Raw genomic sequence first — 21,543 nt, 5'->3', positions numbered from 1 at the left:
CGCGCCCTGGCGCAACCCGCGCGCGATTGCACCCGCGCCCAGGCTACACACAGGCATTGCGACACTGTAGTATTGAGAACTATTCACATTCACTGTCGAGTCGTTCCCGGTGCACACGCCTTCCTCCAAGCTCGGCTTCTTCTTCAGCGACCACCACCGCTGGCTGCTGCAACACATCCAGAAGCGCCTGCGCAACCGCGCCGACGCCGAAGACACGGCTGCCGAGGCGTTCTGCCAATTGCTGGTGGCGCGGGTTGATCCGGACAGCATCCAGCAACCGCGGGCCTTTCTGTCGACCATCGCGCGCCGGCTGATCTTCGACCGCCACCGCCGCCGCCAACTCGAAAATGCCTACCTGGAACGCCTGTCGAGCCTGCCCGAGCAGGTAGCGCCCTCCCCGGAGGAACAACTGCTGCTGGTCGAAGCGCTGGTGGCCATCGACCGAGCGCTCACCGGCCTGCCCGCGGTGGTCAAGGCAGCCTTCCTCTACAGCCAGCTCGATGGCCTGAGCTATGTGGAGATCGGGCGCAAGCTCGCGCTGTCGGAACGCACCGTCAGCCGCTACATGAAACAGGCCCTGCGCCAGTGCTACCTGGCCGAGATGGCACCATGAGCAAGGCCCGCCTCGACCCGGCCGCGGAGCAGGCCATCGACTGGATGGTGCGCCTGAGCGCCGACCGCAACGACACCCGCCTGCACGCCCGTTTCGATACCTGGCTCAACAGCGACCCGGCCCATGCCCAGGCCTGGGGCCGGCTGCAGGAGCGCCTGGGTGGCGCGTTCGGCACCGTGCGGGCGCTGGACCAGCGCCTGCCCGGCCAGGCCGGCGAAGCCCGGCGCGTGCTGATGCAGCCCGGCACCTCCCGGCGCGATGTGCTGCGCGCCATCGGCGGGCTGGGCCTGCTGGGCGGCGGGTTGTGGCTGGCGGCGCGCAGCGAGGTCGGCACCACGCTGATGGCCGACCTGCACACCGGTACCGGCGAGCGGCGCACCCTGGAACTGGAAGACGGCAGCCAGCTGAGCCTGAACGCTAGCACTGCCGTCGACCTTCAATTCGATGCCCACCAGCGCCTGGTACTGCTGCGCCAGGGCGAACTGGTGATTGAAGTGGCACCCGACCCGCAGCGCCCCCTGCGCGTGCGCACCGCCCAGGGCGAAATCCGCGCGCTGGGCACGCGCTTTCTGGTCAGCCAGCAGCCCGACGCCACCCGCGTGGTGGTGCTGCAGCATGCGGTGCGCGCACGCCTGCACGATGGCAGCGAACTGGACCTGCAGGAAGGCCAGGCCGCCCTGCTGCACGCCCAGCGCATCGAGCGTCTGGGCCGTGACGAGCGTCACCGCGCCGACTGGCTGAACGGGCACCTGAATGTACTGGATGACCCGCTGGATGCAGTGGTCGACGCGCTGCGCCCCTACACCCGCGGCTTCGTGCGGGTCGCGCCGCAGGTGCGCAACCTGCGCGTGCAAGGGGTGTTCCCGCTCAACGATCCGCAGCGCAGCTTCGGTGCGCTGGCCGAAACACTGCCGATCGAGGTACGACACTACGGCCCGTGGTTGACCCTGATCGGCCCGAAAAGCTGAGCCCGAGAACCCTCTGAAAAGTTTTTATGAAAAACAATCGCATTTGTGTCCGGTTTTCATTTCTCATCCCACCTATCTCCTGACTGCACACACAATCAGGAGAATTCCGTGCTCAACCCTTGGTCCCGCGCCCTCCCCGTCGCCGTTGCCCTGGCCACCCTGAGCTGCGCCGTGTCTGCCCAGCAGCAGGCACTTGCGTTCAACCTGCCGGCCGGCCCGCTCGCCGCCACGCTCAATGCCATCGCCAGCCAGAGCGGCCAGATCATCTCCCTCGACCCGGCCCTGGTGCAGGGCAGACAGGCCCCGGCCGTCCGTGGGCAGATGAGCGCCGAGCAGGCCCTGCAGGCCGCACTCGCCGGCAGCGGGCTGCAACTGCTGGTGACCGGCAGCGGCCACTTCAGCGTGGTGCAAGGTGTGAGTGCCGACGGCGCACTGGAGCTGGGCGCCACCAGCATCACCGAGGTGCGCAACCTGGCCACCACCGAAGGCTCGAACTCCTACGCAGCGCGGGTCACCACCATCGGCAAGGGCGAACACACGCTCAAGGAAATCCCCCAGTCGGTCAGCGTCATGACCCGCAAGCAGATGGACGACCAGGGCCTGACCAACCTCAAGGACGCCGCCAACCAGACCACCGGCCTGGTCGGCCAGCAAGGCGTGGGCAAGGGCATGATCCTGATGTCGCGCGGCTTTCAGATCGACGACTGGCAGTACGACGGCGTACCGATTCCGCGCAACACCTACTCGCTGGGCAACTGGGCGACCCAGGACCTGATCTTCTTCGACCGCATCGAGTTCCTGCGCGGTGCCTCGGGCCTGCTGCAGGGCACCGGCAGCCCGGGCGGCGCGATCAACCTGGTGCGCAAGCGCGGGCAGGACAAACCCACCGTGACCGTCACCGGCAAGGCCGGCTCCTGGGACCACTACGGCCTGCAACTGGACGCTGGCGGCCCGCTGAACCAGCAGGGCACGATCCGCGGGCGCTTCGTCGCCGACGAAGACCAGAGCCAGTCGTTCATCGACTACGAGTGGAGCAAGACCCACTCGCTGTACGGCGCGCTGGATTTCGACCTGAGCCCGGACACCACCCTGGGTGTGGGCGTGAGCTACTCGGACAACACCTCGCGGCCCATGCTGCGTGGCCTGCCGCGCTATGCCGACGGACGCCCTGTGGACGTGCCGCGCTCGACCTATACCGGCGCGCGCTGGAACCACTCCGAAATCGACGTGACCACGGTGTTTGCCGACCTCGACCACCGCTTCAACGACGACTGGAAGGTGCATGCCGCCGCCGTGTACATGAGCGAGAGCAACGACTCGCTGCACCAGCGGGTGCAAACCACCGGCCAAGGGCTGAATCCTGACGGCAGCGGTGTCCAGTATGCCAACTGGTACACCGACTTCGACTCGACCAAGGTGGGGCTGGACGCCTACGTCAACGGCCATTTCGAGACGCTGGGGCTGCAACAGGAACTCATCCTGGGTGGCAACTATTCCCAGCTCAAGACCGACGATGTGTTCGCGCGCACCTTCATCAACGGCGGCAATATCTTCGATATCGACCACGACCGCCCCAAACCCAGCTACGACAGCCTGATGCGTGACGGCGGCCGAGCCACCGCAAGCGAATATGACGTGCGCCAGAAAGGCCTGTACGGCAGTTGGCGGGTCAAGCTGGCCGAGCCGTTGACCGTAGTGCTTGGCTCGCGCGTGAGCTGGTACGACTTCCGCTACTCCTCAGTCATCACACAGGGCAACACGGTGACGGTCGCTGACCCCAGCGTCATGACCGAAACCGGTGTGGTTACCCCCTATGCCGGCATCATCTATGACCTGACCCAGGAATGGGCGGCCTACGCCAGCTACACCGACGTGTTCCAGCCGCAGAGCGAACTCGATGCCGCACAATCGGTACTGAAGCCGATTGTCGGCAGCAACTACGAAGTGGGCCTCAAGGGCGAACTGATGGATGGCCGGGTCAACACCTCGTTCGCCGTGTTCCGCTACGACCAGAACAACCGAGCGATCACCGACGCCTCTGCGCAATGCGGCTCCGGCGATTGTTCGAAAGCGTCCGGCAAGGTGCGCAGCCAGGGTTTCGAAGCCGAAATCAGTGGCGAAGTGATGCCCGACCTGCAGCTGTTCGCCGGGTACACCTACACCACCACCACGTACATCAAGGACCCGGAGAACGAAGGCAAGGTCTTCAACCAGTGGACCCCCAAGCACATGCTGCGGGTATGGAGCGACTACCGTTTGCCGGGCGACTGGAGCCGCGTAAGCGCGGGCCTGGGCTTTAGCAGCCAGAGCCACACACTGGGTTACGAGAGCACGTTTGATGTGCCCGGTTACACGGTGTGGAATGCACGCCTGGCCTATCAGCTGACGCCAGAGGTGAGCGTGGCAGTCAACGCCAACAACCTGTTCGACAAACACTACATTGCCTCGGGCTACAACCAGCTCGGCGGCAACAACAACTACGGCGAGCCGCGCAACATGATGTTCAGCGTCAAGTACACGCCGCAGTTCTGAGGCGCCTGCTTCGCCGGCAAGGCCGGCTCCTGCACGGCCTGTAGGAGCCTGCCTTGCCGGCGAATGCCCCGACGCGGTGTCACCTGCCCAGCGCCCTGGCCATCACGATGGTGCGCTCTTCCCCCTCCACCACCTCGCGTACCACCGCATACCCCAACCGCGCATAGAACGCCTGCGCCGTCAGCGAGGACGGTACCCGCAGCGCCTGCACCCCCGACGCACCGGCCAGCTCTTCAACATGCAGCATCAAGGCCCGACCGATGCCCAGCCCCTGCCGGTCCGGCGCCACGAACACCGTGCGCACCACGTCCCCCTCCAGGCTCGCGGTACCCACCACCTGCCCGCCCAACTGCGCCACCACCTGCCGGCGCGCCATCAACCCCAGCAGCGCCTCGGGGGAAAAACTCTGCTCCACCCGCGCAATCACCGCCGGCGAATAATCCTGGCTGTTGCTCGTGCGCAAGGCCTGGACAATCACCCGGCTGATCGCCGGCGCATCCGTTTCCAGTGCTTGGCGCACCTGACATGTTTCGCTCATCACCGCCCCACTCCAGCCACCCTGCATTTGAGAATGAATGCTATTATCGCCTTCCTTTTTCGACACCCGAGCCCTGTCTTGTCCGCGCCCACCCGCTACCTGCTGAGCGACTTCCATGCCCTGGGCCAGCGCTACGACGTGCACTATAGCCTGCCCGAAGGCGACGGCGGCGAGGACGATCCGTGCCTGATGCAGGGCCATATCAGCGAACATCGCCTGGCCCCCGGCTTCAGCCTGGTGAACTCCGACGTACAGGCCTTCCACACCTACCGCGCCGATTCGCTGGACATGCCCGACCTGACCCTCGCGCTGGTACTTCAGGGTCAGGCCTCGATCACCTACACCCGCACCCAGCCCCTGCAACCAGGCGCCTGCATCACCGCGCTGTGCGGCGATGGCCGGCCGATGTCGGCACTGCACCGCGGTGGCCCGCACCTGCGCGGGCTCAACCTGTCGCTGCGCCGCCCGCAGGATGTGGGCGAAGAGGCCTTCGCCGAGCTGATCGAGGCCCGCCTGCGCGGCCACGGCTCGGCCCTGAGTTGCTGGGCCCTGCCCGCACACTTGCTGGCGGGCATCGAAGACATGTTGTCCGGTCGCTGGCAAGGCACCCTGCAGCACCTGTTGTGCCAGGGCCTGAGCCTGCAACTGCTCAGCCACGGCCTGGCCAGTTTCGACAGCCTGCCGGCCCCTTCGCCGGGCCTGTGCCCACGCGACCGTCTGATGCTCGAACGGGTGCGCGAGCACCTGCACCAACAGCCCGGCGACGAGCACGACCTCAACGAACTGGCGCGCCTGGCCTGCATGAGCAGCAGCTCGCTGCGCAGCAAGTTCCGCGCGCTGTACGGCGAAACGGTGTTCGGCTACCTGCGCAACCGGCGCCTCGACCAGGCCCGCCAGTTGCTCGAACAGGGCTGGCAGATCCAGCAGGCCGCGCACCATGTCGGCTACCGCCACGCCAGCAATTTCGCCACCGCGTTTCGCCAGCGCTTTGGCCACGCCCCCCGCGAAACCGCCTGAAGTTCCCCACCCGACGCACGCTTTGGCAGCGCCCATAAGCAGTCTGGCATCTGCCAAACGTGGCCCCGCGAGCAACTGTGAATAATACGCAGACGATAACGATACTCTGCAGAGAACGATTCCCATGCAGCGCCGCCTTGCCCCCTCTACCCGACCGATCAGCAGCGTGCGTATCGCCCTGCTGGGCGGGGCCTTTGTCTCCCTGATGGCCAGTGCCGAGGAGTCCGCCGAAAAGCCGGTGCTGACACTGCAGGCCACCGACGTACAGGGCGAGGCGTACCGGCCGCAGACCACCGAAGGCAGCGCCAACTACACCACCGGCGCGATGTCCACCGCCATCGGCTTGCCGATGTCGATCCGCGAAACCCCGCAGTCGGTCAGCGTGGTGACCCGCCAGCAGATCGAGGACGAGGGCCTGAGCAACACCGCGCAGATTCTCGACAGCGCGCCGGGCATTTCCCATGTGCGCAACGACAGCAATCGCCTGTCGTTCTCGGCGCGTGGTTTCACCATCGACAACTTCCAGTTCGACGGCCTGGCCTCGCCGATCAACGGCTTCTGGAACTTCGGCGCCACCGAGATGGACTCGGCCATCTATGATCGCGTCGAGATCGTGCGCGGCTCCACCGGCCTGCTGACCGGCGCCGGCAGCCCGTCGGCGGCGGTCAACTTCGTGCGCAAGCGCCCGCTGCCCGAGTTCGCCGCCAGCGGCTCGGCGGGCATCGGGCGCTGGGACGAGCGACGGGGTGATGTGGACGTGTCGGCCCCGCTGACCGAGGACGGGCGCATCGCCGCGCGGGTGGTGGCCGCCTATTCGCAGAAGGACAGCCACGTCAGCTACCTGGACTACGGCTCGCGCACCTTGTACGGCGTGGTCAGCAGCGAACTGGGCCCGCGCACCCGGCTGACCACCAGCCTGGAGTACCAGAAGAACGAAACCGACGGCATGGGCAGCGGCTTTCCGCTGTTCTACAAGGACGGCGGGCGTACCGACTTCGGCCGATCGGCGGCCAACAACACCAAGTGGGGCTACTTCGGCACCGAGTCCACCACCGCCTTCGTCGACCTCGAGCACCAGCTGGAAAACGACTGGAAGCTGCGCGCCGCCTACAGCCGCTTCGAAGGCAACTACCGCATGCGCTACCTGTACCGCGGCGGCTACCCGGACCGCGAAACCGGGCGCGGCATGTCGGCCAGCTTCCTCAAGTACGAGGGCGCACGCACCCGTGACGACTGGCACCTGACCGCCAGCGGGCCGTTCCAGCTGCTGGGCCGCAGCCACGAGCTGGCGTTCGGTGCGATGAGCATCGACGACGACCTGACCATCGACCAGTTCAGGCCGCTGGGCACGGTACCGGATACCGGCAACTTCATGGACTGGAACAGCAACCACATTGCCGAGCCCGCCTGGTCCAACGTGCGTGCCTCGGGCGATGCCACCCACACCCGCCAGAACGGCGGCTACGCGGTAACGCGCCTGTCGCTGGCCGACCCGCTGCACCTGATACTCGGCGCACGGGTCAGCAACTGGGAAATCGACCAGGACTACTACGGCAGCCTGCGCCAGTACCGCTACCGCAACGAAGTGACGCCCTACGCGGGGTTGGTGTATGACCTGAACTCGACCTACAGCCTGTACACCAGCTACACCAGCATCTTCAACCAGCAGAACGCGCGCGGGCCGGACGGCAGCATCCTCGACCCGGTGACCGGTGACAGCTACGAGGCCGGCATCAAGGCCGGCTACCTGGACGGTCGCCTGAACGCAGCGCTGGCGGTGTACCGCACCCAGCAGGAGGGTTTGGCCGAAGCGATCCCGGGGGTGAACGTGGAGGGGCGCCCCAATGAGCAGGCGTACAAGGCCGGCACCGGGGCGCGGGTCGACGGCTTCGACCTGGAGCTGGCCGGACAGCTCACCGAGCAGTGGAACCTGTCGGCCAGCTACACCCACTTCATTGCCCGCAATGCCGACGACAAGGCGATCAACACCAACCACCCGCGCACCCAGGCCAAGCTGTTCAGCACCTACCGCCTGGGCGGTGTGCTGGACAAACTGACCGTGGGCGGTGGCGCGACGTGGCGCAGTGGCGTGTCACGCAGCGACGTGGCGATGCCGGGCGGTTTCACCGACCTGGAGCAAGGCGGCTACACGCTGGTCAGCCTGATGAGCCGTTACGCCCTCAACGACCACCTGAGTGTGAGTGCGCATGTCGACAACCTGTTCGACAAGCGTTACTACGAGCAGATCGGCTTCTACAGCCAGGGCTGGTACGGCGAGCCGCGCAACCTGCGCCTGAGCGTGCGCGCCACCTTCTGACCGCATCGCGGGTCAAGCCCGCTCCCACAAGTACTGCGCCGGCCCCAGGAACATCGCAATACCTGTGGGAGCGGGCTTGACCCGCGATGGGCTGCAAGGCAGCCCCGCCTCAATCATCCCTCAACCCTGCGCTCGAATATCCAGGTGTCATGCACCCCATGCCACGGTGTATCGCGCACACCCTCCACCACCCGCACCACCTCGAACCCAAGCGCCCTGGCCAGCCCATGGCTGGCGCCGTTCACCGACGCCGCGGTCAGGCGCAAGGTGCCGAAATCCTGCGCCGCCAGCAGCGCGCCGATGCCTTCGCTCATCAACCCCTGCCCGCTGTACCCGACGTTGGCCCAGTACCCCAGCACATGCGCATGCTCGCCCGCAGGGTCCGGATACAGGCCGGCACAGCCAATCACCGCGGTCTGATCGGCCGTGAGAATGAAGTAACGTTTCTCGGCCGCCACCCGCGCGTGGTCCAGCAACGCCTGGCGCAGGTTGTTGCGCGTGTCCTGCAACGCCGGTGCGGCCTTGGCCCACGGCAAAAACGGCTGGTGCAGCACAAAGCTGTCGATCAACGCCTGATTCACCCACGGCGCCAACGCCGCATCCGGCATCACCACCACCGTCCTGGGCGTACTCGCCACCACCTGCAACACCATGCCTGCACTCCCCTTGCTGTTCATCCTGATCCCGAGGATTGTCACAAAAAATTTCACCGGTGCGACATTTTGTCTTTCATTGCCGCCTGAACAGGTTCAAAATAAAACTGTACCGTACAGTACTAAACATGAATCCACGCCCCCATGCCCGCGCAGCTGGGGTCGTGTCATGGACAAACAGGAATGAAAAACACAGATAACCCGGGGGCCCCTGCCCCTGCTTCAACTCGCCTTGCCTTTTATATCTTCGGTACCCTGCTCGGCCTCAGTGGCCTGGCCCTGGCGGTCGGCGGTGTGCGCCTGGCCACCCTCGGCGGCTCGTGGTACTACCTGCTGGCCGGCCTGGGCATGCTGCTGGCCGGTGTGCTCTATGCCCGGCGCAAGCCGCTGGGCGCCGGCCTGATGGCGCTGGTGTTCGGCGCCACCGTCATCTGGTCGCTGTGGGAAGTCGGCCTGCGCTTCTGGCCATTGGTGCCGCGCCTGGCGCCGTTCCTGGTGATCGGCCTGGTGGCGGCGGTGTTGCATCCGTACCTGGCCGGCGGCCGTCAGCGTGGCCTCAGCCATGCCTGCGCCGCCCTGTTCGGGCTGGCCCTGGTGGCCGGCGGCGCCTCGACCTTCGTGCCGCACGGGGTCATGCACGCCACCACCGAACCGGTGCTCGACACCCCGGCCAGCACGGCCGGCGCCCCCCAGGACTGGCAGCACTACAGCAACGGCCCGCAGGGCACGCGCTTCACGCCGCTGGACCAGATCAACAAGGGCAACATCGACAAGCTCCAGGTGGCCTGGACCTACCGCACCGGCGAGATCGCCGAAGGCGCCTCCGAGTCGCAGAACACGCCGATCCAGATCGCCGACACGGTGTACACCTGCACCCCGTTGAGCAAGGTCATCGCGCTGGATGCCGACACCGGCAAGGAGCGCTGGACCTTCGACTCCAAGCCCGCCAACGACAAGACCTGGAACCGCTGCCGCGGCCTTGGCTACTACGAGCCGGCCAAGGTCCAGAAGCCGTTCCAGTTCGCTGACCTGGCACCCGCCCCACGCGCCACGGGTGGTGTGTGCGCCAAGCGCATCGTGCAGGTCACCATGGATGCACGGCTGATCGAGATCGACGCCGACACCGGCAAGCCGTGCGAAGACTTCGGCGACAAGGGCTCGGTCGACCTGACCCAGGGCCTGGGCCTGGTGGATGAAGGCGTGCCGTACTACGCCTACACCTCCGCGCCCACCGTGGCACGCAACCTGATCATCCTCGGCGGCTGGGTCTTCGATGGCCGCTCCACCGACGAACCGTCAGGCGTGGTGCGTGCCTTCAGCGCCGATACCGGCGAACTGGTATGGGCGTGGGACCTGGGCAACCCGGCCATCACCAAGCTGCCACCGGAGGGCGAAACCTATACCCGCAGCACGCCGAACATGTGGTCTACCCCGGCGTTCGATGACGAACTGGGCCTGGTCTACCTGCCTACCGGCAACCAGCAGCCCGATTTCTGGGGTGGCGATCGCCCGGCGCTGACCGAGAAATACTCGTCTGCCGTGGTTGCCCTGGACATGGCCACCGGCCGCGAGCGCTGGACCTTCCAGACCGTGCACCACGACATCTGGGACTACGACGTGGCTGCCCAGCCGGCGCTGTACGACGTGCCGGACGGCAAGGGCGGCAAGATCCCCGCGCTGATCCAGCTGACCAAGCGCGGGCAGATCTTCCTGCTCGACCGTCGCACCGGCAAGCCGATTGCCGACGTGGTCGAAAAACCCGTGCCCCAGGCCCATGCCGAAGGCGACTGGGTAGCCAAGACCCAACCCTACTCGGTAGGCATGCCGGCGCTGGGCGCCGAACCGCTGACCGAACAGGACATGTGGGGCGCGACCTTCTTCGACCAGCTGATGTGCCGCATCAACTTCCGCGAGCTCAACTACGAGGGTGAGTTCACCGCACCGAGTACCCGCGACACCCTGATCTACCCGGGTTACTACGGTGGCTTCAACTGGGGCGGCGCGGCCATCGACGAGCGCAACGGCTACCTGTTCCTCAACGACATCCGCATCCCGCAGGTGGTCAAGCTGGTCAAGCGTGAAAACGTCGACCTGTCGCACCTCAAGTCCGGGCACGGCGTGGGCAGTACCTACCCGATGGACGGCACGCCGTTCGTGATCGACCACAAGGCCTTCAACTCGCCACTGGGCATCCCCTGCCAGAGCCCACCATGGGGCGTGTTCGCCGCCATCGACCTGAAAACCCGCAAGCAGGTCTGGGAACGTCCGGCCGGTACGGTGCAGGACGCGGTGATCAATGGCGTGCGTGCCAACCTGCCGATCCCGCTGGGCATGCCCACCCTGGGCGGCGGCGTGAGCACCGGTGCCGGGCTGGTGTTCTATGCCGGTACCCAGGACTACTACCTGCGGGCACTGGACATCGCCACGGGCGAGGAAGTGTGGAAGGGTCGCCTGCCGGTCGGCGGCCAGGCCACGCCGATGAGCTACGTGTCGCCGCGCTCGGGCCGTCAGTACGTGGTGGTGGTGGCCGGCGGTGCGCGCCAGTCTCCAGATCGCGGGGATTACGTGATAGCGTACGCGCTCCCTGACAAAGAGTAGCGCCCATGACCCCGTTGCACCGTGCCCCGACTTCCCCTACGAGCCGAAGTGTGGAGCGCAGGCGCAACCTGCTGGTGACCGCCAGCGAGCTGTTTCTGGAGCACGGCTACGATGGCGTCAGCATGGACGCCATCGTCGCCGCGGCAGGCGGTTCCAAGGCCACCATCTACCGCTACTTCGGCAGCAAGAACGAGCTGCTGGTGGCGGTGGTGGAGTACCTGTGCGACGACTTCATCATCGACCTGCGCCAGCTGGACACCAGCACCGTGGGGCTGGCCGAGGGGCTGCGGCTGATCCTCGACCAGTTGGTGGCGGTGGTCACCAGCCCGCGGCACGTGGCGTTCTACCGCCTGGTGGTCAATGGCACGGCGCATGTGCCCGAAGTGGGCCAGACCTGGTACGAGCATGGCCCGCAGGTGTGGCATTCGCTGATTCTGCGCTTGCTCGAAGGCCAGCGCGGGCAAGGGGCAGTGGCCGCGGATGCATCGCTGTCGGAACTGCCGCACGTGCTGTTCGATGCGCTGTTCTCGCACCTCACCACACGCACCGTGATGCTCGGGCAGCACTGCACGGCCGAAGCGTTCCGGCCGATGATCGATGAGCTGACCGGGTTGGTGCTCAGGCGCTTGCAGCAGAATTGAACACCGCGTCGCCGGCGATCGCGGGTCAAGCCCGCTCCCACAGGATCATCTGCCACCTGTGGGAGCGGGCTTGACCCGCGATAGGCCTTAACTCACCACGCGGTAGCACGGCTCATACGCCGCCCCACCCGGCAGCTTCATCCGATGCTGCTCCACGAACGCCTGCAACAGCTTGTCCAGTGGCTGCATGATCGCGGTATCGCCATGGATCTCGTATGGCCCATGCTCCTCGATCAGGCGAATGCCCTTGTCCTTCACGTTGCCCGCCACGATCCCGGAGAACGCCCGGCGCAGGTTCGCCGCCAGCTCGTGTGCCGGCAAGTCGCGGCTCAGCTGCAGGCTGGCCATGTTGGCGTGGGTCGGGTCGAACGGGCGCTGGAAGCCCTCTTCGATCTTCAGCATCCAGTTGAAGTGGAACGCATCGTTGCGCTCGCGGCGGAACTGCTTGACCTGCCTGAGCCCCTCGGTCATCTGCCGCGCCACCTGGGCCGGGTCGTCGATGATGATCTCGTACAGCGCATGGGCCGCCTCGCCCAGGGTGGCGCCGACAAAATCATGCAGCTGCTGCAGGTACGCCTCGGCGCTGCGCGGGCCGGTGAGGATCACCGGGAACGGCAGGTCGCGGTTTTCCGGGTGCATCAGGATGCCCAGCAGGTACAGGAACTCCTCGGCCGTGCCTGCGCCACCAGGGAAGATGATGATGCCGTGGCCCACGCGCACGAAGGCTTCCAGGCGCTTTTCGATGTCCGGCAGAATCACCAGCTCGTTGACGATCGGGTTCGGCGCCTCGGCGGCGATGATGCCCGGCTCGGTCAGGCCCAGGTAGCGGCCGATGCTCATACGCTGCTTGGCGTGGGCGATGGTGGCGCCCTTCATCGGCCCCTTCATCACGCCCGGGCCGCAGCCGGTGCAGATGTCCAGCTTGCGCAGGCCCAGCTCGTGGCCGACCTTCTTGGTGTACTGGTATTCCTCGGTGCTGATCGAGTGGCCGCCCCAGCACACCACCATCTTCGGCTCCACGCCCGGGCGCAGGGTGCGCGCGTTGCGCAGCAGCTGGAAGACATAGTCGGTGATGCCCTGGGAGCTTTCCAGGTCGATGCCCATGCGGTCCAGTTCGCTTTCGGTGTAGACGATGTCGCGCAGGGCGCTGAACAGCATTTCGCGGGTGCTGGCGATCATTTCGCCATCGACGAAGGCGTCGGCCGGCGCGTTCAGCAGCTCAAGGCGCACGCCGCGGTCCTGCTGGTGGATACGGACTTCGAAGTCCTTGTAGGCGTCGAGAATGGTCTTGGCGTTGTCGACGTGGGCGCCGGTATTGAGGATGGCCAGGGCGCACTGGCGGAACAGGGTGTAGATGCTGCCGGAACCGGCTTCGCTCAGCTGCTGCACTTCACGTTGGGAGAGTGTCTCCAGGCTGCCTTTAGGGCTGACAGATGCGTTGATTACGTGTCTTGGGGTCATTCTGGATTCCATATGTACGACGCCAGCGAACGGCTGTGGCATCGGGGTATTAACGCCTGACGCAATGCTGCATACAGGTTTTATCAGGTGGCCGGTCGCAATGGCAAACGGTCTGCCTGAAAGAGTAGGCGCGATCCCCCGGCGATGCCTCAGATTCCGTGCGCCGCCCAGCACTGCGCCACCTGCTCGGGCTGCTGCGCCTCGACCCCGCGCAGATCCCTCGGGTAGGTGACCCCCGCCTGCTCCTCGAAGCGCGTGGCCACGAACTGCCCGTTACTGGCGCGCAGCACCTGCCCCGTCACCTGGCATGCGTCCGACACCAGGTACACCACCCCCGGCACCACCCACTCGGGCTTGAGGTCATCCGGCTCGCCCTCCTCGCCCCACATGCGCGTGCGCGCCACCGGCGAAACCGCGTTGACCAGAATGCCGTGTGCGGCGCCCTCTTCGCTCAAGGCATTCATGATGCCCAGCTGCGCCATCTTGCCGGCGGCATAGGCCGCCAGCCCGGTTTGCGCGTAGCACGCATACATCGCCCGGTCGGAGGTCGTCAGTACCACACGCGGCGCGGCGCTGGCCTTCAGGTGCGGCCAGGCGTGCTTGCCCAGCCACAAGGGCGCCTGCACGTTGATCGCCAGGGCGCGCTCGACAAAGCCTGCATCCACCTGCTCGATCGGCTGGTACCCCACCCAGCCGGCGTTGTGGATCACCCCGTCGAGGCCGCCGAACTGCTCCACAGTGCGTGCCACCAGCGCCTCACAGGCCGCTTCATCGGCCAGCTCGGCGCAGTGCCCGAGTACCTGGGGCCCCGCCGCCCGCAGGGCCTGGGCCGCCTGTTCGACCGGGCCGGGGTCGGTGCCGCAGCCGGCGCGGTCGGCGCCGCGGTCGGTAATGACCACCCGCGCGCCGCGCTCGGCCAGGGCCCTGGCGTAGACAAGCCCCAGGCCGCGGGCGGCGCCGGTGACGAGAAAGGTGCGATGGGTGAAGTTCATGGGCGCTCTCCTGTAAAGTCGTCGAGCCTATCGAGCGCGCCGCGCAAAGTTGAATATTATCGAAGGCCGGTTCCGATACCCGTCAGATATCACACCGCGCCAGGGACGCCGCCATGATCGAGACCCGCCTGTTACGCCAGTTCATCGTCGTTGCCGAAGAACTGCACATCCACCGCGCCGCCGAACGCCTGCACATGGCCCAGCCACCGCTGAGCCAGGCGATTGCGCGGCTGGAACAGAAGCTCGGTTGCACGCTGCTGGTACGTCACTCGCGCGGGGTGTGCCTGACCGGCGCCGGCCAGGCCTTCGTCGAGACCGCGCGCGCCACCCTGAGCCTGCTGGACCAGGGCGCCGAACACGCCCGCGAGGTGGCCGACGGGGTCAGCGGGCACCTGCGCATCGGCAGCCTGGCACTGGCCGGCTACCCGCCGCTGCTCGAGGCCCTGCGCCGGTTTCGCGCGCAGTGGCCCAAGGTGCGCCTGAGCCTGCAGCAGCAACCCTCGGCGCAACTGGCCGAGGGCGTGCTGGGTGGTGAACTGGACGTGGCCTTCATGCGCCAGTTGCCGGGGCTGAGCGAGCGCCTGCACAGCCGGCTGATCCTCGACGAGCCGCTGCTGCTGGCGGTGCCTGCCGGGCACCGACTGGCCCACGGTGGCCCGGTGCACCTGGGCGAGGCCGCAGACGAAGACTTCGTGTTCACCCCGCCGGCCCTGGGCAGCGGCTTTCACCAGCAGATGCTGAGCCTGTGCGAACGCGCCGGCTTCACCCCGCGCATCAGCCAGCAGGCGGCGCAGATGCAGACACTGGTCAGCCTGGTGGGCTGCGGGTTCGGCGTGGCCCTGGTGCCGCAGGCTGCGGCGCGGGCCAACCGCCAGGACGGCGTGCACTTCTGTGCCCTGCACGACACCCCGCCGCTGGGCCTGTACATGGTGTGCCCGGGGGAGCAGAGCACCCCGCAGGCACGCCACTTCATGGACCTGTTCGCACCGGCTACAGGGCAATCCCCAGTGCCTGGCGCAACTGCGCGGCACGCGGCTCTGCTGCCGGGCTGACCAGCGCGTAGTTGTAGGCGCCCTGCGACCAGTAGCGGGCCTGCAACTCGCCGTCCACCCGCTCGCCACTGGGCATGCGCGCATAGTGCTCGCCAGGCGAGCGCAGGAACAGGCTGACCCGCTCGCCGCTGGCATCCTGGAACAGCAGCAGCGCCGCCGGCCCCTGCTCGTTGCTGAGCAACCGCGCGCCCACCGGCGTGAAGCCATAGGCCGAGAGGTCCGGCAACTGCCCTGCCTGGGCAAAGTGCTCGCCCAGCCAGGCCTGCAATTGCCCCGGCCGCTGCACGTTCAGGTCCAATGTGCCCGACTGGGCAAACAGGCGGTGCGCCTGCACGGCATCGGCCATCGGTGCAAGGCCCGCCTGCAGGCTCGACTCGCGCGCCTGCCAGCCGCCCAGGCCACCGATGCCCAGTGCCACCAGCAGCATCGCCGCGCTGGCCCATTGGCGGCGATGGCGCTGGCGCACGGCGCGGCGCACGGCTGCCGGGTCGAGCCGCGGGTTGGCGGGCTGCTCGGCCAGCCCGGCCAGGGCGGTGCGCAGCAGGCGTGCATCGGCGCGCCAGCCCTCGACCCGCGCCGCCTGCTCGGGGTGGGCTGCCAGGTACAGTTCCACCTCGCGGCGGCGCGCCGCCTCGAGGCGTTCGTCGACATAGGCGTGCAATTCGTCTTCGGACGGGATCAGCCGGCTCATTTCAACCTCCGCAATGCCGGGGGCGGCGTATTGCCCTCGGCCAGTTCTCGCATTGCCGCACGCGCCCGTGACAGGCGCGACATCACCGTGCCGATGGGCACGTCCAGGGCCTGGGCGGCCTCCTTGTAGCTCAGGCCCTCGACAGTCACCAGCAGCAACAGCGCCCGTTGCTCGGTGGGCAGGCGCGCGAATGCGGCCAGGCCCGACTCGGCGAGCACGATATCCTCGGTGCTGCTGCCCACCGCCTCGTCGCGCCCGAACCACGCCAGCCAGCGGGCATGCCGGCGCTCGCGGCGCTTGGCGTCGATGAACAGCCGGTACAGGATCGCGAACAGCCAGGCGCGCAGGCTGTCATCGCCACGCTGCTGGCTGCGCCGGCTCAGGGCGCGCTCCACCGTGGCCTGCACCAGGTCGTCGGCGCTGCTGGCCTCGCGGGTCAGCCACAAGGCAAAGCGGCGCAGGCGCTGGAGCATGTCGCGCAACTGGTCGTCATCAAGATCGTTCATGGTCGGGGTTCTGGGCGGCTGGCAGTCAGTGTACGAGGCAGACGCTCGCCGCCGAAATTTATTCCCGCCGGCGTGGAATAAAACCTGGTGCGGTGCGTCGTACCGGCTCATTCACTGACCGGATCGCCGCCATGAGCACTCCGTTAAACGGTCGCGCCCGCACCCTGCGCCTGGCCGTCATCGGCCTGGGTATCGCCGCCCTGGGCGCAAGCTTTGCCTACGCTGCCGGCTGGATCGGCCCGCAGCGCCTGACCCCGCAACGCATCATCGACACCTTCGAGGCCCAAGCCGGGCACTACCCCGGCTATCGAAAGAACCACGCCAAGGGCCTGTGCGTGAGCGGCTATTTCGACAGCAGCGGCCAGGCTGCCAGCTGGTCGCGGGCCCGGGTGTTCAGCCAATCCAGAGTGCCGGTGATCGGACGTTTCGCCATCGGCGGCGCCAACCCGTTCAGCGCCGACGCCAGTGTCGCCACCCGCAGCCTGGCGCTGCAGTTCAGCAGCGACGACGGTCAGCGCTGGCGTACCGGCATGAACACCCCGCCAGTGCTGGCCGTCAGCGATGCCGCAGGGTTCTACGAACAGGTGCTGGCCTCGACGCCCGACCCGGCCACCGGCAAGCCGGACCCGGCGGCCCTGCAGGCGTTTTTCGCCAGGCACCCCGAAAGCGCCGCCTTCCGCCAGTGGGCCAGGGACTACAAGCCCTCCGACAGCTTTGCCAGCTCGGCCTTCAACAGCATCAACGCGTTTCGCCTGGTGGATGCGGCGGGCAAGGTGCAGTACGTGCGCTGGAGCCTGCAGCCGCACAGCGACTTCGCCCCGTTGCCAGCCCAGGTCGACGACAGGAACTTCCTTCAGCACGACCTGCAGCAACGCCTGGCCAAGGGCCCGCTGCGCTGGACCCTGCGCCTGACCCTGGCCGGCGCCGACGACCCGGTGGACGACCCCGCGCGCCCCTGGCCCGTCACCCGCCAGCAGGTCGATGCCGGCACCCTGGTGATCGACCACGTCGATGCGCCCGAGCAGGGCGAATGCCGTGACCTGAACTTCGACCCGCTGATACTGCCCGACGGCATCCAGGCCTCGGCCGACCCGATCCTGGCCGCCCGCTCGGCCGCCTATGCCGAATCCTTCAACCGGCGCAGCCGCGAAACCGCCCTGGGGGCCCACCCATGAACCTGCACCCGTCCACCCGCTTCCACCCGTTGGCGCGCCTGCTGCACTGGCTGATGGCCGTGTTGATCCTGGCGATGCTGTTTGTCGGCGTGAGCATGGTCACCGACCTCTCGCCCCGCCACCCCTGGCTGGTCAGCCTGCACAAGGCCATCGGCCTGGCCCTGCTGGTGCTGGTGGTGCTGCGCATCGCCACACGCCTGCGTTACGCCACCCCGCCCCTGCCCAGCGACCTGCCACGCCTGCAGCAGTGGGCCGCCAAGGCTTCGCACCTGCTGCTGTACGGGTTGATGCTGGGCATGCCGCTGATCGGCTGGGGCATGCAATCGGCCGGTGGCTACCCGCTGCCGTGGCAACTGCCGGCCATCGCGCCCCACGACCTGCGCCTGTACGCCCTGCTGCGCGCCCTGCACGGCTGGCTGGCGTACCTGCTGTTTGTCACCGTGCTGGTGCATATCGCCGCCGCACTGGTGCACGGTTTTGTCCGCCGCGATGGCGTGTTGCGCAGCATGTGGCCGGGGCGCTGAGCGCGCCGGCGCAGCAACAGGCAACCTACCTGGCAACGGGCATAACGTTAACACGTTAACTTTTTTCGCTCACAAGCCTGCAAAGGCTTTCGGGGCAAAAAGATAATATGTTAATTATATGCCCGCACCGCAGCAGCGGCTGCCGCCAGAACAACAACAAAAGGTAGATTGCATGTCGTTTTCCCGCCGTCCCCTGACGGCCAGCGCCGGCCTGTGCGCCGCGCTTGCGCCGTTGCTTGTGCAGGCCGATTTCATCCAGGACAGCAAGGCCAGCCTGGAGGCCCGCAACTTCTATTTCAGCCGCGACTTTCGCCAGCACGCCGCGCCCCAGAGCCAGGCGCGGGAGTGGGCCCAGGGCTTCATCCTGCGCATGGAATCGGGTTACACCGAAGGCACCCTGGGCGTTGGCCTGGATGCGCTGGGCGAGCTGGGCCTGAAGCTCGACTCCAGCAAGGCGCACCGGGGCACCGGCCTGCTGCCGTTCGGCGCCAGCCAGGAGCCGGCGCACGACTACAGCGAACTGGGCCTGACCGCCAAGCTGCGCCTGGGCAAGAGCGTGCTCAAGCTCGGCACCTTGCAGCCCACCTTGCCGGTTGCCTCGATCAACGACGTGCGCCTGCTGCCCTCGACCTACAACGGCAGCCTGCTGAGCTCGCAGGACATCGACGGCCTGACCCTGAACGTGGGCCGCCTGGAAAAACAGAACCTGCGCGACTCCTCGAGCAACGACCAGATGAGCTATGCCGGTGTCCAGAGCAGCCACCTGGACCTGGCAGGCGGCACCTACGCGCTGCGCCCCAACCTGGCGCTGAGCTACTACTACGCGCAGATGCACGACCTCTACCGCCAGCAGTACGCCGGGCTGGTGCATGACCTGTCGCTGGCCGAAGGCGTGAGCCTGCGCAGCGACCTGCGCTACTTCGACACCCGCGAACAAGGCAACGCCAACCTGCGTTCCGCTGCGCGGGTGGACGGCGGGCGCATCGACAACCGCTTCTTCAACGGCATGCTGACCCTGGGCGTGGGCGCGCACAAATTCGGCCTGGGCTACCAGAACCTCTCGGGGGACGGCGACTTCGCCTACCCGGGGCTGGACCCGTACTCGGTCAACCTGGTGACGGTGAATGTCTTCACCAAGGCCGAAACCGATGCGTGGCAGGCGCGCTACGACTACAACTTCGCCGCGCTGGGGCTGTCGGGGCTGAGCTTCATGACCCGTTATGTGAATGGCAGCCATATCCAGACCGCGACGGTGAGCGGCGGCAAGGAATGGGAGCGCGACACCGACATTGCCTATGTGGTGCAGAGCGGGCCGCTGAAGAACGTGAGCGTGCGATTGCGCAATGCGACGTTCCGTTCCAGTGGCGGGTTGACCAGCGATATCGACGAGAACCGCTTGATCGTGGGGTATACGCTGGCGTTGTGGTAATCGTCGAGGGGCCGCGTGGCGGCCCTTTCGCGGGGCAAGCCCGCTCCCACAGCCAAACCGCTGCCTTGCAGGACGGTGCAGACCCCGTGGGAGCGGGCTTGACCCGCGATGCGCCCAGCGCTATTTCACCTGCCCTCTTCCTAACATTCTTGGGAATGCTTATCATCTGCATCCTTTCTCTCGGAAGTCGCCAGGATGAGCGCCCCCACCTCACCCGCCAACGCCGAAGTCGGCCAGCTCTACCAGCACCATCACCTGTGGTTGCAGCACTGGCTGCGCAGGCGCCTGAGCTGCCCGCAGCGCGCCGCCGACCTGATGCAGGACACCTTCGTGCGCATCCTCGCCTCGTCCGAGTCGCTGGAGCTGGTGCGCCTGCTGCGCGAGCCGCGCAGCTACCTGGCGACCGTGGCGCGGCGGGTGATGATCGACCACTTCCGGCGCCAGAAGCTTGAACAGGCCTACCTCGAGGCCCTGGCCGCCCAGCCGGTGTACGAGGAGATCTCGCTGGAAGAGCGCCTGCTGATTCTCGAGACCCTGCGCGAAGTCGACCGCCTGCTGGCCGGGTGCGGCGCCAAGGCGCGCCAGGCGTTCCTGATGGCCAACTGGCTGGGCATGACCTATGGCGAAATCGCCACGGCGCTGGGCGTTTCGCTCAGTTCGGTGAAGAAGTACATGTACAAGACCACCGAGCGCTGCCTGCTGCTCGCCTTCGACGAGCAGCCATGAGCAACGACCGCGAAGCGCAGCGCCAGGCGCTCAAGGAAGCCGCCCGCTGGCATGTGCAGCGCATGGCCGGCGATGCCAGCCCCGGCCTGGAACGGGCCTGGCGGGCATGGTTGGACAGTGCCCCGCAGAACGGCTGGGCCTGGGCCCGGGTCGAGCAGTTGCATGGGCAACTGGCCAGTGTGCCGGGTGGGCTGGCGTTCGATGCCTTCAAGCGTGCCGAAGCCCAGGGCCTGACCCGCCGCGGCGTGGTCAAGGGGCTGCTGCTGGCGACCGGGCTGGGGCTGGGTGGCTGGGCCAGCTACCGCAGTACTCCGGCGCAGGCGTTGCTGGCGGACGTGCACAGTGGCACGGGTGAAATTCGCAGCGTCACCCTGGCCGACGGTAGCCAGCTGGTGCTCGATACGACGTCGGCGGTGAACATTCGCTTCGACAGCCGGCAACGGCTGATTCATCTGGTGCGCGGGCGCATCCTGCTTACCAGTGGCAAGGATGTGCAGCAGCGGCCGTTGCGGGTGCAGACCGCGCAGGGCGTGGTGCAGGCGTTGGGCACGCGCTTCAGCGTGGCGCAGCAGGCCGGGCGCAGCGAGGTCGAGGTGTTCGAGCATGCGGTGCGGGTCAGCCCCTTGCTGGGGGAGGCGCAGCGCCTGGAGAGCGGGCAGGCGTGCGGGTTCAGTGATCAGCGGGTGGATAGCCCGCAGCTGGCGTCGGCGGCCCAGGCGGCGTGGAGCCTGGGGCAACTGGTGGTGGAGAACTGGCGGCTGGGTGATCTGCTCGACGAGCTGGGGCGGTACCGGCCGGGGTTGCTGACCTATGCGCCGCAGCTGGCAGAGCAGCGTGTGTCGGGCAACTTCTCGTTGACCGACAGTGATGCAGCGCTGTCGGCGCTGGCGCGCTCGTTCGATTTGCGAATCGAGCGGCATGGTCGGTACTGGGTGCGGGTGATGTAGGCGCCGGCCTTGTCTGGCCGGCTCTTGACCTGCACAGCGCAGTGTTTGATGCAGCAAAAAAAATTCCTCATCCCGCGGTACTTTTTCTCATTCTCATCCGCCTTGTCTGAAACACCCCCTTTCGCGCATCCCTTCTGCATCCGACGAGGCCCCCATGTCACCC

At 67.0% G+C, this 21,543-nt stretch carries 19 protein-coding genes; 13 read left to right on the top strand and 6 right to left on the bottom strand.

Features of this window, described 5'->3' with window-relative positions:
* The first annotated feature begins 109 nt into the window (after positions 1–109).
* The 3 genes from MF6396_RS14815 to MF6396_RS14805 all read left to right on the top strand — a co-directional run bounded on the left by MF6396_RS14815 (position 110) and on the right by MF6396_RS14805 (position 4,113).
* The gene (locus MF6396_RS14815; protein ID WP_043860903.1) at positions 110–613 is read left to right on the top strand and encodes a sigma-70 family RNA polymerase sigma factor; all 504 of its coding nucleotides are present in this window, start codon (positions 110–112) and stop codon (positions 611–613) included.
* Positions 610–1,581 carry a FecR domain-containing protein gene (locus tag MF6396_RS14810; protein WP_054915125.1) on the top strand — a complete coding sequence of 324 codons (972 nt, stop codon included), beginning with the start codon at positions 610–612 and terminating at the stop codon, positions 1,579–1,581. Before MF6396_RS14815 ends, MF6396_RS14810 begins: the two co-directional genes overlap by 4 nt.
* Before the next feature lie 108 nt (positions 1,582–1,689).
* Complete coding sequence (locus tag MF6396_RS14805) at positions 1,690–4,113, top strand: TonB-dependent siderophore receptor (protein ID WP_078480745.1); 2,424 nt, start codon at positions 1,690–1,692, stop codon at positions 4,111–4,113.
* A gap of 79 nt (positions 4,114–4,192) precedes the next feature.
* Here MF6396_RS14805 and MF6396_RS14800 read toward each other — a convergent pair whose 3' ends face one another.
* Positions 4,193–4,651 (bottom strand): GNAT family N-acetyltransferase, encoded by a 459-nt coding sequence (locus MF6396_RS14800; protein ID WP_078480822.1) that lies wholly within the window; start codon positions 4,649–4,651, stop codon positions 4,193–4,195.
* A 78-nt stretch (positions 4,652–4,729) separates the two neighbouring features.
* Here MF6396_RS14800 and MF6396_RS14795 point away from each other — a divergent pair, with 78 nt between their 5' ends.
* A complete protein-coding gene (locus tag MF6396_RS14795; protein ID WP_078480743.1) occupies positions 4,730–5,668 on the top strand; it encodes a helix-turn-helix transcriptional regulator in 939 nt (312 codons plus the stop codon).
* A gap of 124 nt (positions 5,669–5,792) precedes the next feature.
* On the top strand, positions 5,793–7,985 hold the full coding sequence (fauA, locus tag MF6396_RS14790) for a TonB-dependent alcaligin siderophore receptor FauA (protein WP_078480741.1): 2,193 nt from the start codon (positions 5,793–5,795) through the stop codon (positions 7,983–7,985).
* 113 nt (positions 7,986–8,098) lie between these two features.
* Here fauA and MF6396_RS14785 read toward each other — a convergent pair whose 3' ends face one another.
* A complete protein-coding gene (locus tag MF6396_RS14785; RefSeq protein ID WP_078480739.1) occupies positions 8,099–8,662 on the bottom strand; it encodes a GNAT family N-acetyltransferase in 564 nt (187 codons plus the stop codon).
* A 159-nt stretch (positions 8,663–8,821) separates the two neighbouring features.
* Between MF6396_RS14785 and MF6396_RS14780 the strand changes: the two genes are divergently transcribed.
* Positions 8,822–11,236 (top strand): membrane-bound PQQ-dependent dehydrogenase, glucose/quinate/shikimate family, encoded by a 2,415-nt coding sequence (locus MF6396_RS14780; protein WP_078480738.1) that lies wholly within the window; start codon positions 8,822–8,824, stop codon positions 11,234–11,236.
* 5 nt (positions 11,237–11,241) lie between these two features.
* Positions 11,242–11,877 carry a TetR/AcrR family transcriptional regulator gene (locus MF6396_RS29040; RefSeq protein WP_043860909.1) on the top strand — a complete coding sequence of 212 codons (636 nt, stop codon included), beginning with the start codon at positions 11,242–11,244 and terminating at the stop codon, positions 11,875–11,877.
* Positions 11,878–11,964: 87 nt separating this feature from the next.
* On the opposite strand, the gene ppnN is transcribed toward MF6396_RS29040, so the two are convergent.
* Both ppnN and MF6396_RS14765 read right to left on the bottom strand, forming a co-directional pair.
* Positions 11,965–13,338: a nucleotide 5'-monophosphate nucleosidase PpnN gene (ppnN, locus tag MF6396_RS14770; protein ID WP_043860910.1), complete on the bottom strand. Its 1,374-nt coding sequence runs from the start codon at positions 13,336–13,338 to the stop codon at positions 11,965–11,967.
* A gap of 149 nt (positions 13,339–13,487) precedes the next feature.
* The gene (locus MF6396_RS14765; protein ID WP_078480736.1) at positions 13,488–14,330 is read right to left on the bottom strand and encodes an SDR family NAD(P)-dependent oxidoreductase; all 843 of its coding nucleotides are present in this window, start codon (positions 14,328–14,330) and stop codon (positions 13,488–13,490) included.
* A 113-nt stretch (positions 14,331–14,443) separates the two neighbouring features.
* Between MF6396_RS14765 and MF6396_RS14760 the strand changes: the two genes are divergently transcribed.
* Positions 14,444–15,382, top strand: a complete 939-nt coding sequence (locus MF6396_RS14760) for a LysR substrate-binding domain-containing protein (RefSeq protein WP_043860912.1) — start codon at positions 14,444–14,446, stop codon at positions 15,380–15,382.
* Here the strand turns inward: MF6396_RS14760 and MF6396_RS14755 are convergent.
* A complete protein-coding gene (locus tag MF6396_RS14755) occupies positions 15,321–16,073 on the bottom strand; it encodes an anti-sigma factor family protein (protein ID WP_054915133.1) in 753 nt (250 codons plus the stop codon). The genes MF6396_RS14760 and MF6396_RS14755 overlap by 62 nt on opposite strands.
* Complete coding sequence (locus MF6396_RS14750; protein ID WP_078480735.1) at positions 16,070–16,579, bottom strand: sigma-70 family RNA polymerase sigma factor; 510 nt, start codon at positions 16,577–16,579, stop codon at positions 16,070–16,072. Before MF6396_RS14750 ends, MF6396_RS14755 begins: the two co-directional genes overlap by 4 nt.
* Positions 16,580–16,710: 131 nt before the next feature.
* On the opposite strand from MF6396_RS14750, the gene MF6396_RS14745 reads away from it, so the two are divergent.
* The 5 genes from MF6396_RS14745 (at position 16,711) to MF6396_RS14725 (ending at position 21,380) form a co-directional block, all read left to right on the top strand.
* Complete coding sequence (locus MF6396_RS14745) at positions 16,711–17,754, top strand: catalase family peroxidase (protein ID WP_054915135.1); 1,044 nt, start codon at positions 16,711–16,713, stop codon at positions 17,752–17,754.
* Complete coding sequence (locus tag MF6396_RS14740; RefSeq protein WP_078480733.1) at positions 17,751–18,278, top strand: cytochrome b; 528 nt, start codon at positions 17,751–17,753, stop codon at positions 18,276–18,278. Before MF6396_RS14745 ends, MF6396_RS14740 begins: the two co-directional genes overlap by 4 nt.
* A gap of 172 nt (positions 18,279–18,450) precedes the next feature.
* The gene (locus tag MF6396_RS14735) at positions 18,451–19,707 is read left to right on the top strand and encodes an OprD family porin (RefSeq protein WP_078480732.1); all 1,257 of its coding nucleotides are present in this window, start codon (positions 18,451–18,453) and stop codon (positions 19,705–19,707) included.
* 195 nt (positions 19,708–19,902) lie between these two features.
* The gene (locus tag MF6396_RS14730) at positions 19,903–20,433 is read left to right on the top strand and encodes a sigma-70 family RNA polymerase sigma factor (RefSeq protein ID WP_054915138.1); all 531 of its coding nucleotides are present in this window, start codon (positions 19,903–19,905) and stop codon (positions 20,431–20,433) included.
* Entirely contained in the window at positions 20,430–21,380 is a 951-nt protein-coding gene (locus MF6396_RS14725) for a FecR domain-containing protein (RefSeq protein WP_078480730.1), read from the top strand. Before MF6396_RS14730 ends, MF6396_RS14725 begins: the two co-directional genes overlap by 4 nt.
* Positions 21,381–21,543 lie beyond the last annotated feature (163 nt).

The sequence above is a fragment of the Pseudomonas sp. MF6396 genome, assembly GCF_002018915.1.
GTDB classification, from domain to species: Bacteria; Pseudomonadota; Gammaproteobacteria; order Pseudomonadales; family Pseudomonadaceae; genus Aquipseudomonas; species Aquipseudomonas palmensis.
Note: the sequence above shows the minus strand (reverse complement) of the source record. Positions and strands in the feature narration are given on the sequence as shown.

Excerpts from the sequence above, each read along its gene's own strand:
- MF6396_RS14810 (WP_054915125.1), top strand. The coding sequence starts at position 610 with ATGAGCAAGGCCCGCCTCGACCCGGCCGCGGAGCAGGCCATCGACTGG.
- MF6396_RS14800 (WP_078480822.1), bottom strand. The coding sequence starts at position 4,651 with ATGAGCGAAACATGTCAGGTGCGCCAAGCACTGGAAACGGATGCGCCG.
- fauA (WP_078480741.1), top strand. The coding sequence starts at position 5,793 with ATGCAGCGCCGCCTTGCCCCCTCTACCCGACCGATCAGCAGCGTGCGT.
- MF6396_RS14785 (WP_078480739.1), bottom strand. The coding sequence starts at position 8,662 with ATGAACAGCAAGGGGAGTGCAGGCATGGTGTTGCAGGTGGTGGCGAGT.
- MF6396_RS14780 (WP_078480738.1), top strand. The coding sequence starts at position 8,822 with ATGAAAAACACAGATAACCCGGGGGCCCCTGCCCCTGCTTCAACTCGC.
- MF6396_RS29040 (WP_043860909.1), top strand. The coding sequence starts at position 11,242 with ATGACCCCGTTGCACCGTGCCCCGACTTCCCCTACGAGCCGAAGTGTG.
- ppnN (WP_043860910.1), bottom strand. The coding sequence starts at position 13,338 with ATGACCCCAAGACACGTAATCAACGCATCTGTCAGCCCTAAAGGCAGC.
- MF6396_RS14765 (WP_078480736.1), bottom strand. The coding sequence starts at position 14,330 with ATGAACTTCACCCATCGCACCTTTCTCGTCACCGGCGCCGCCCGCGGC.
- MF6396_RS14760 (WP_043860912.1), top strand. The coding sequence starts at position 14,444 with ATGATCGAGACCCGCCTGTTACGCCAGTTCATCGTCGTTGCCGAAGAA.
- MF6396_RS14755 (WP_054915133.1), bottom strand. The coding sequence starts at position 16,073 with ATGAGCCGGCTGATCCCGTCCGAAGACGAATTGCACGCCTATGTCGAC.
- MF6396_RS14750 (WP_078480735.1), bottom strand. The coding sequence starts at position 16,579 with ATGAACGATCTTGATGACGACCAGTTGCGCGACATGCTCCAGCGCCTG.
- MF6396_RS14745 (WP_054915135.1), top strand. The coding sequence starts at position 16,711 with ATGAGCACTCCGTTAAACGGTCGCGCCCGCACCCTGCGCCTGGCCGTC.
- MF6396_RS14740 (WP_078480733.1), top strand. The coding sequence starts at position 17,751 with ATGAACCTGCACCCGTCCACCCGCTTCCACCCGTTGGCGCGCCTGCTG.
- MF6396_RS14735 (WP_078480732.1), top strand. The coding sequence starts at position 18,451 with ATGTCGTTTTCCCGCCGTCCCCTGACGGCCAGCGCCGGCCTGTGCGCC.
- MF6396_RS14730 (WP_054915138.1), top strand. The coding sequence starts at position 19,903 with ATGAGCGCCCCCACCTCACCCGCCAACGCCGAAGTCGGCCAGCTCTAC.
- MF6396_RS14725 (WP_078480730.1), top strand. The coding sequence starts at position 20,430 with ATGAGCAACGACCGCGAAGCGCAGCGCCAGGCGCTCAAGGAAGCCGCC.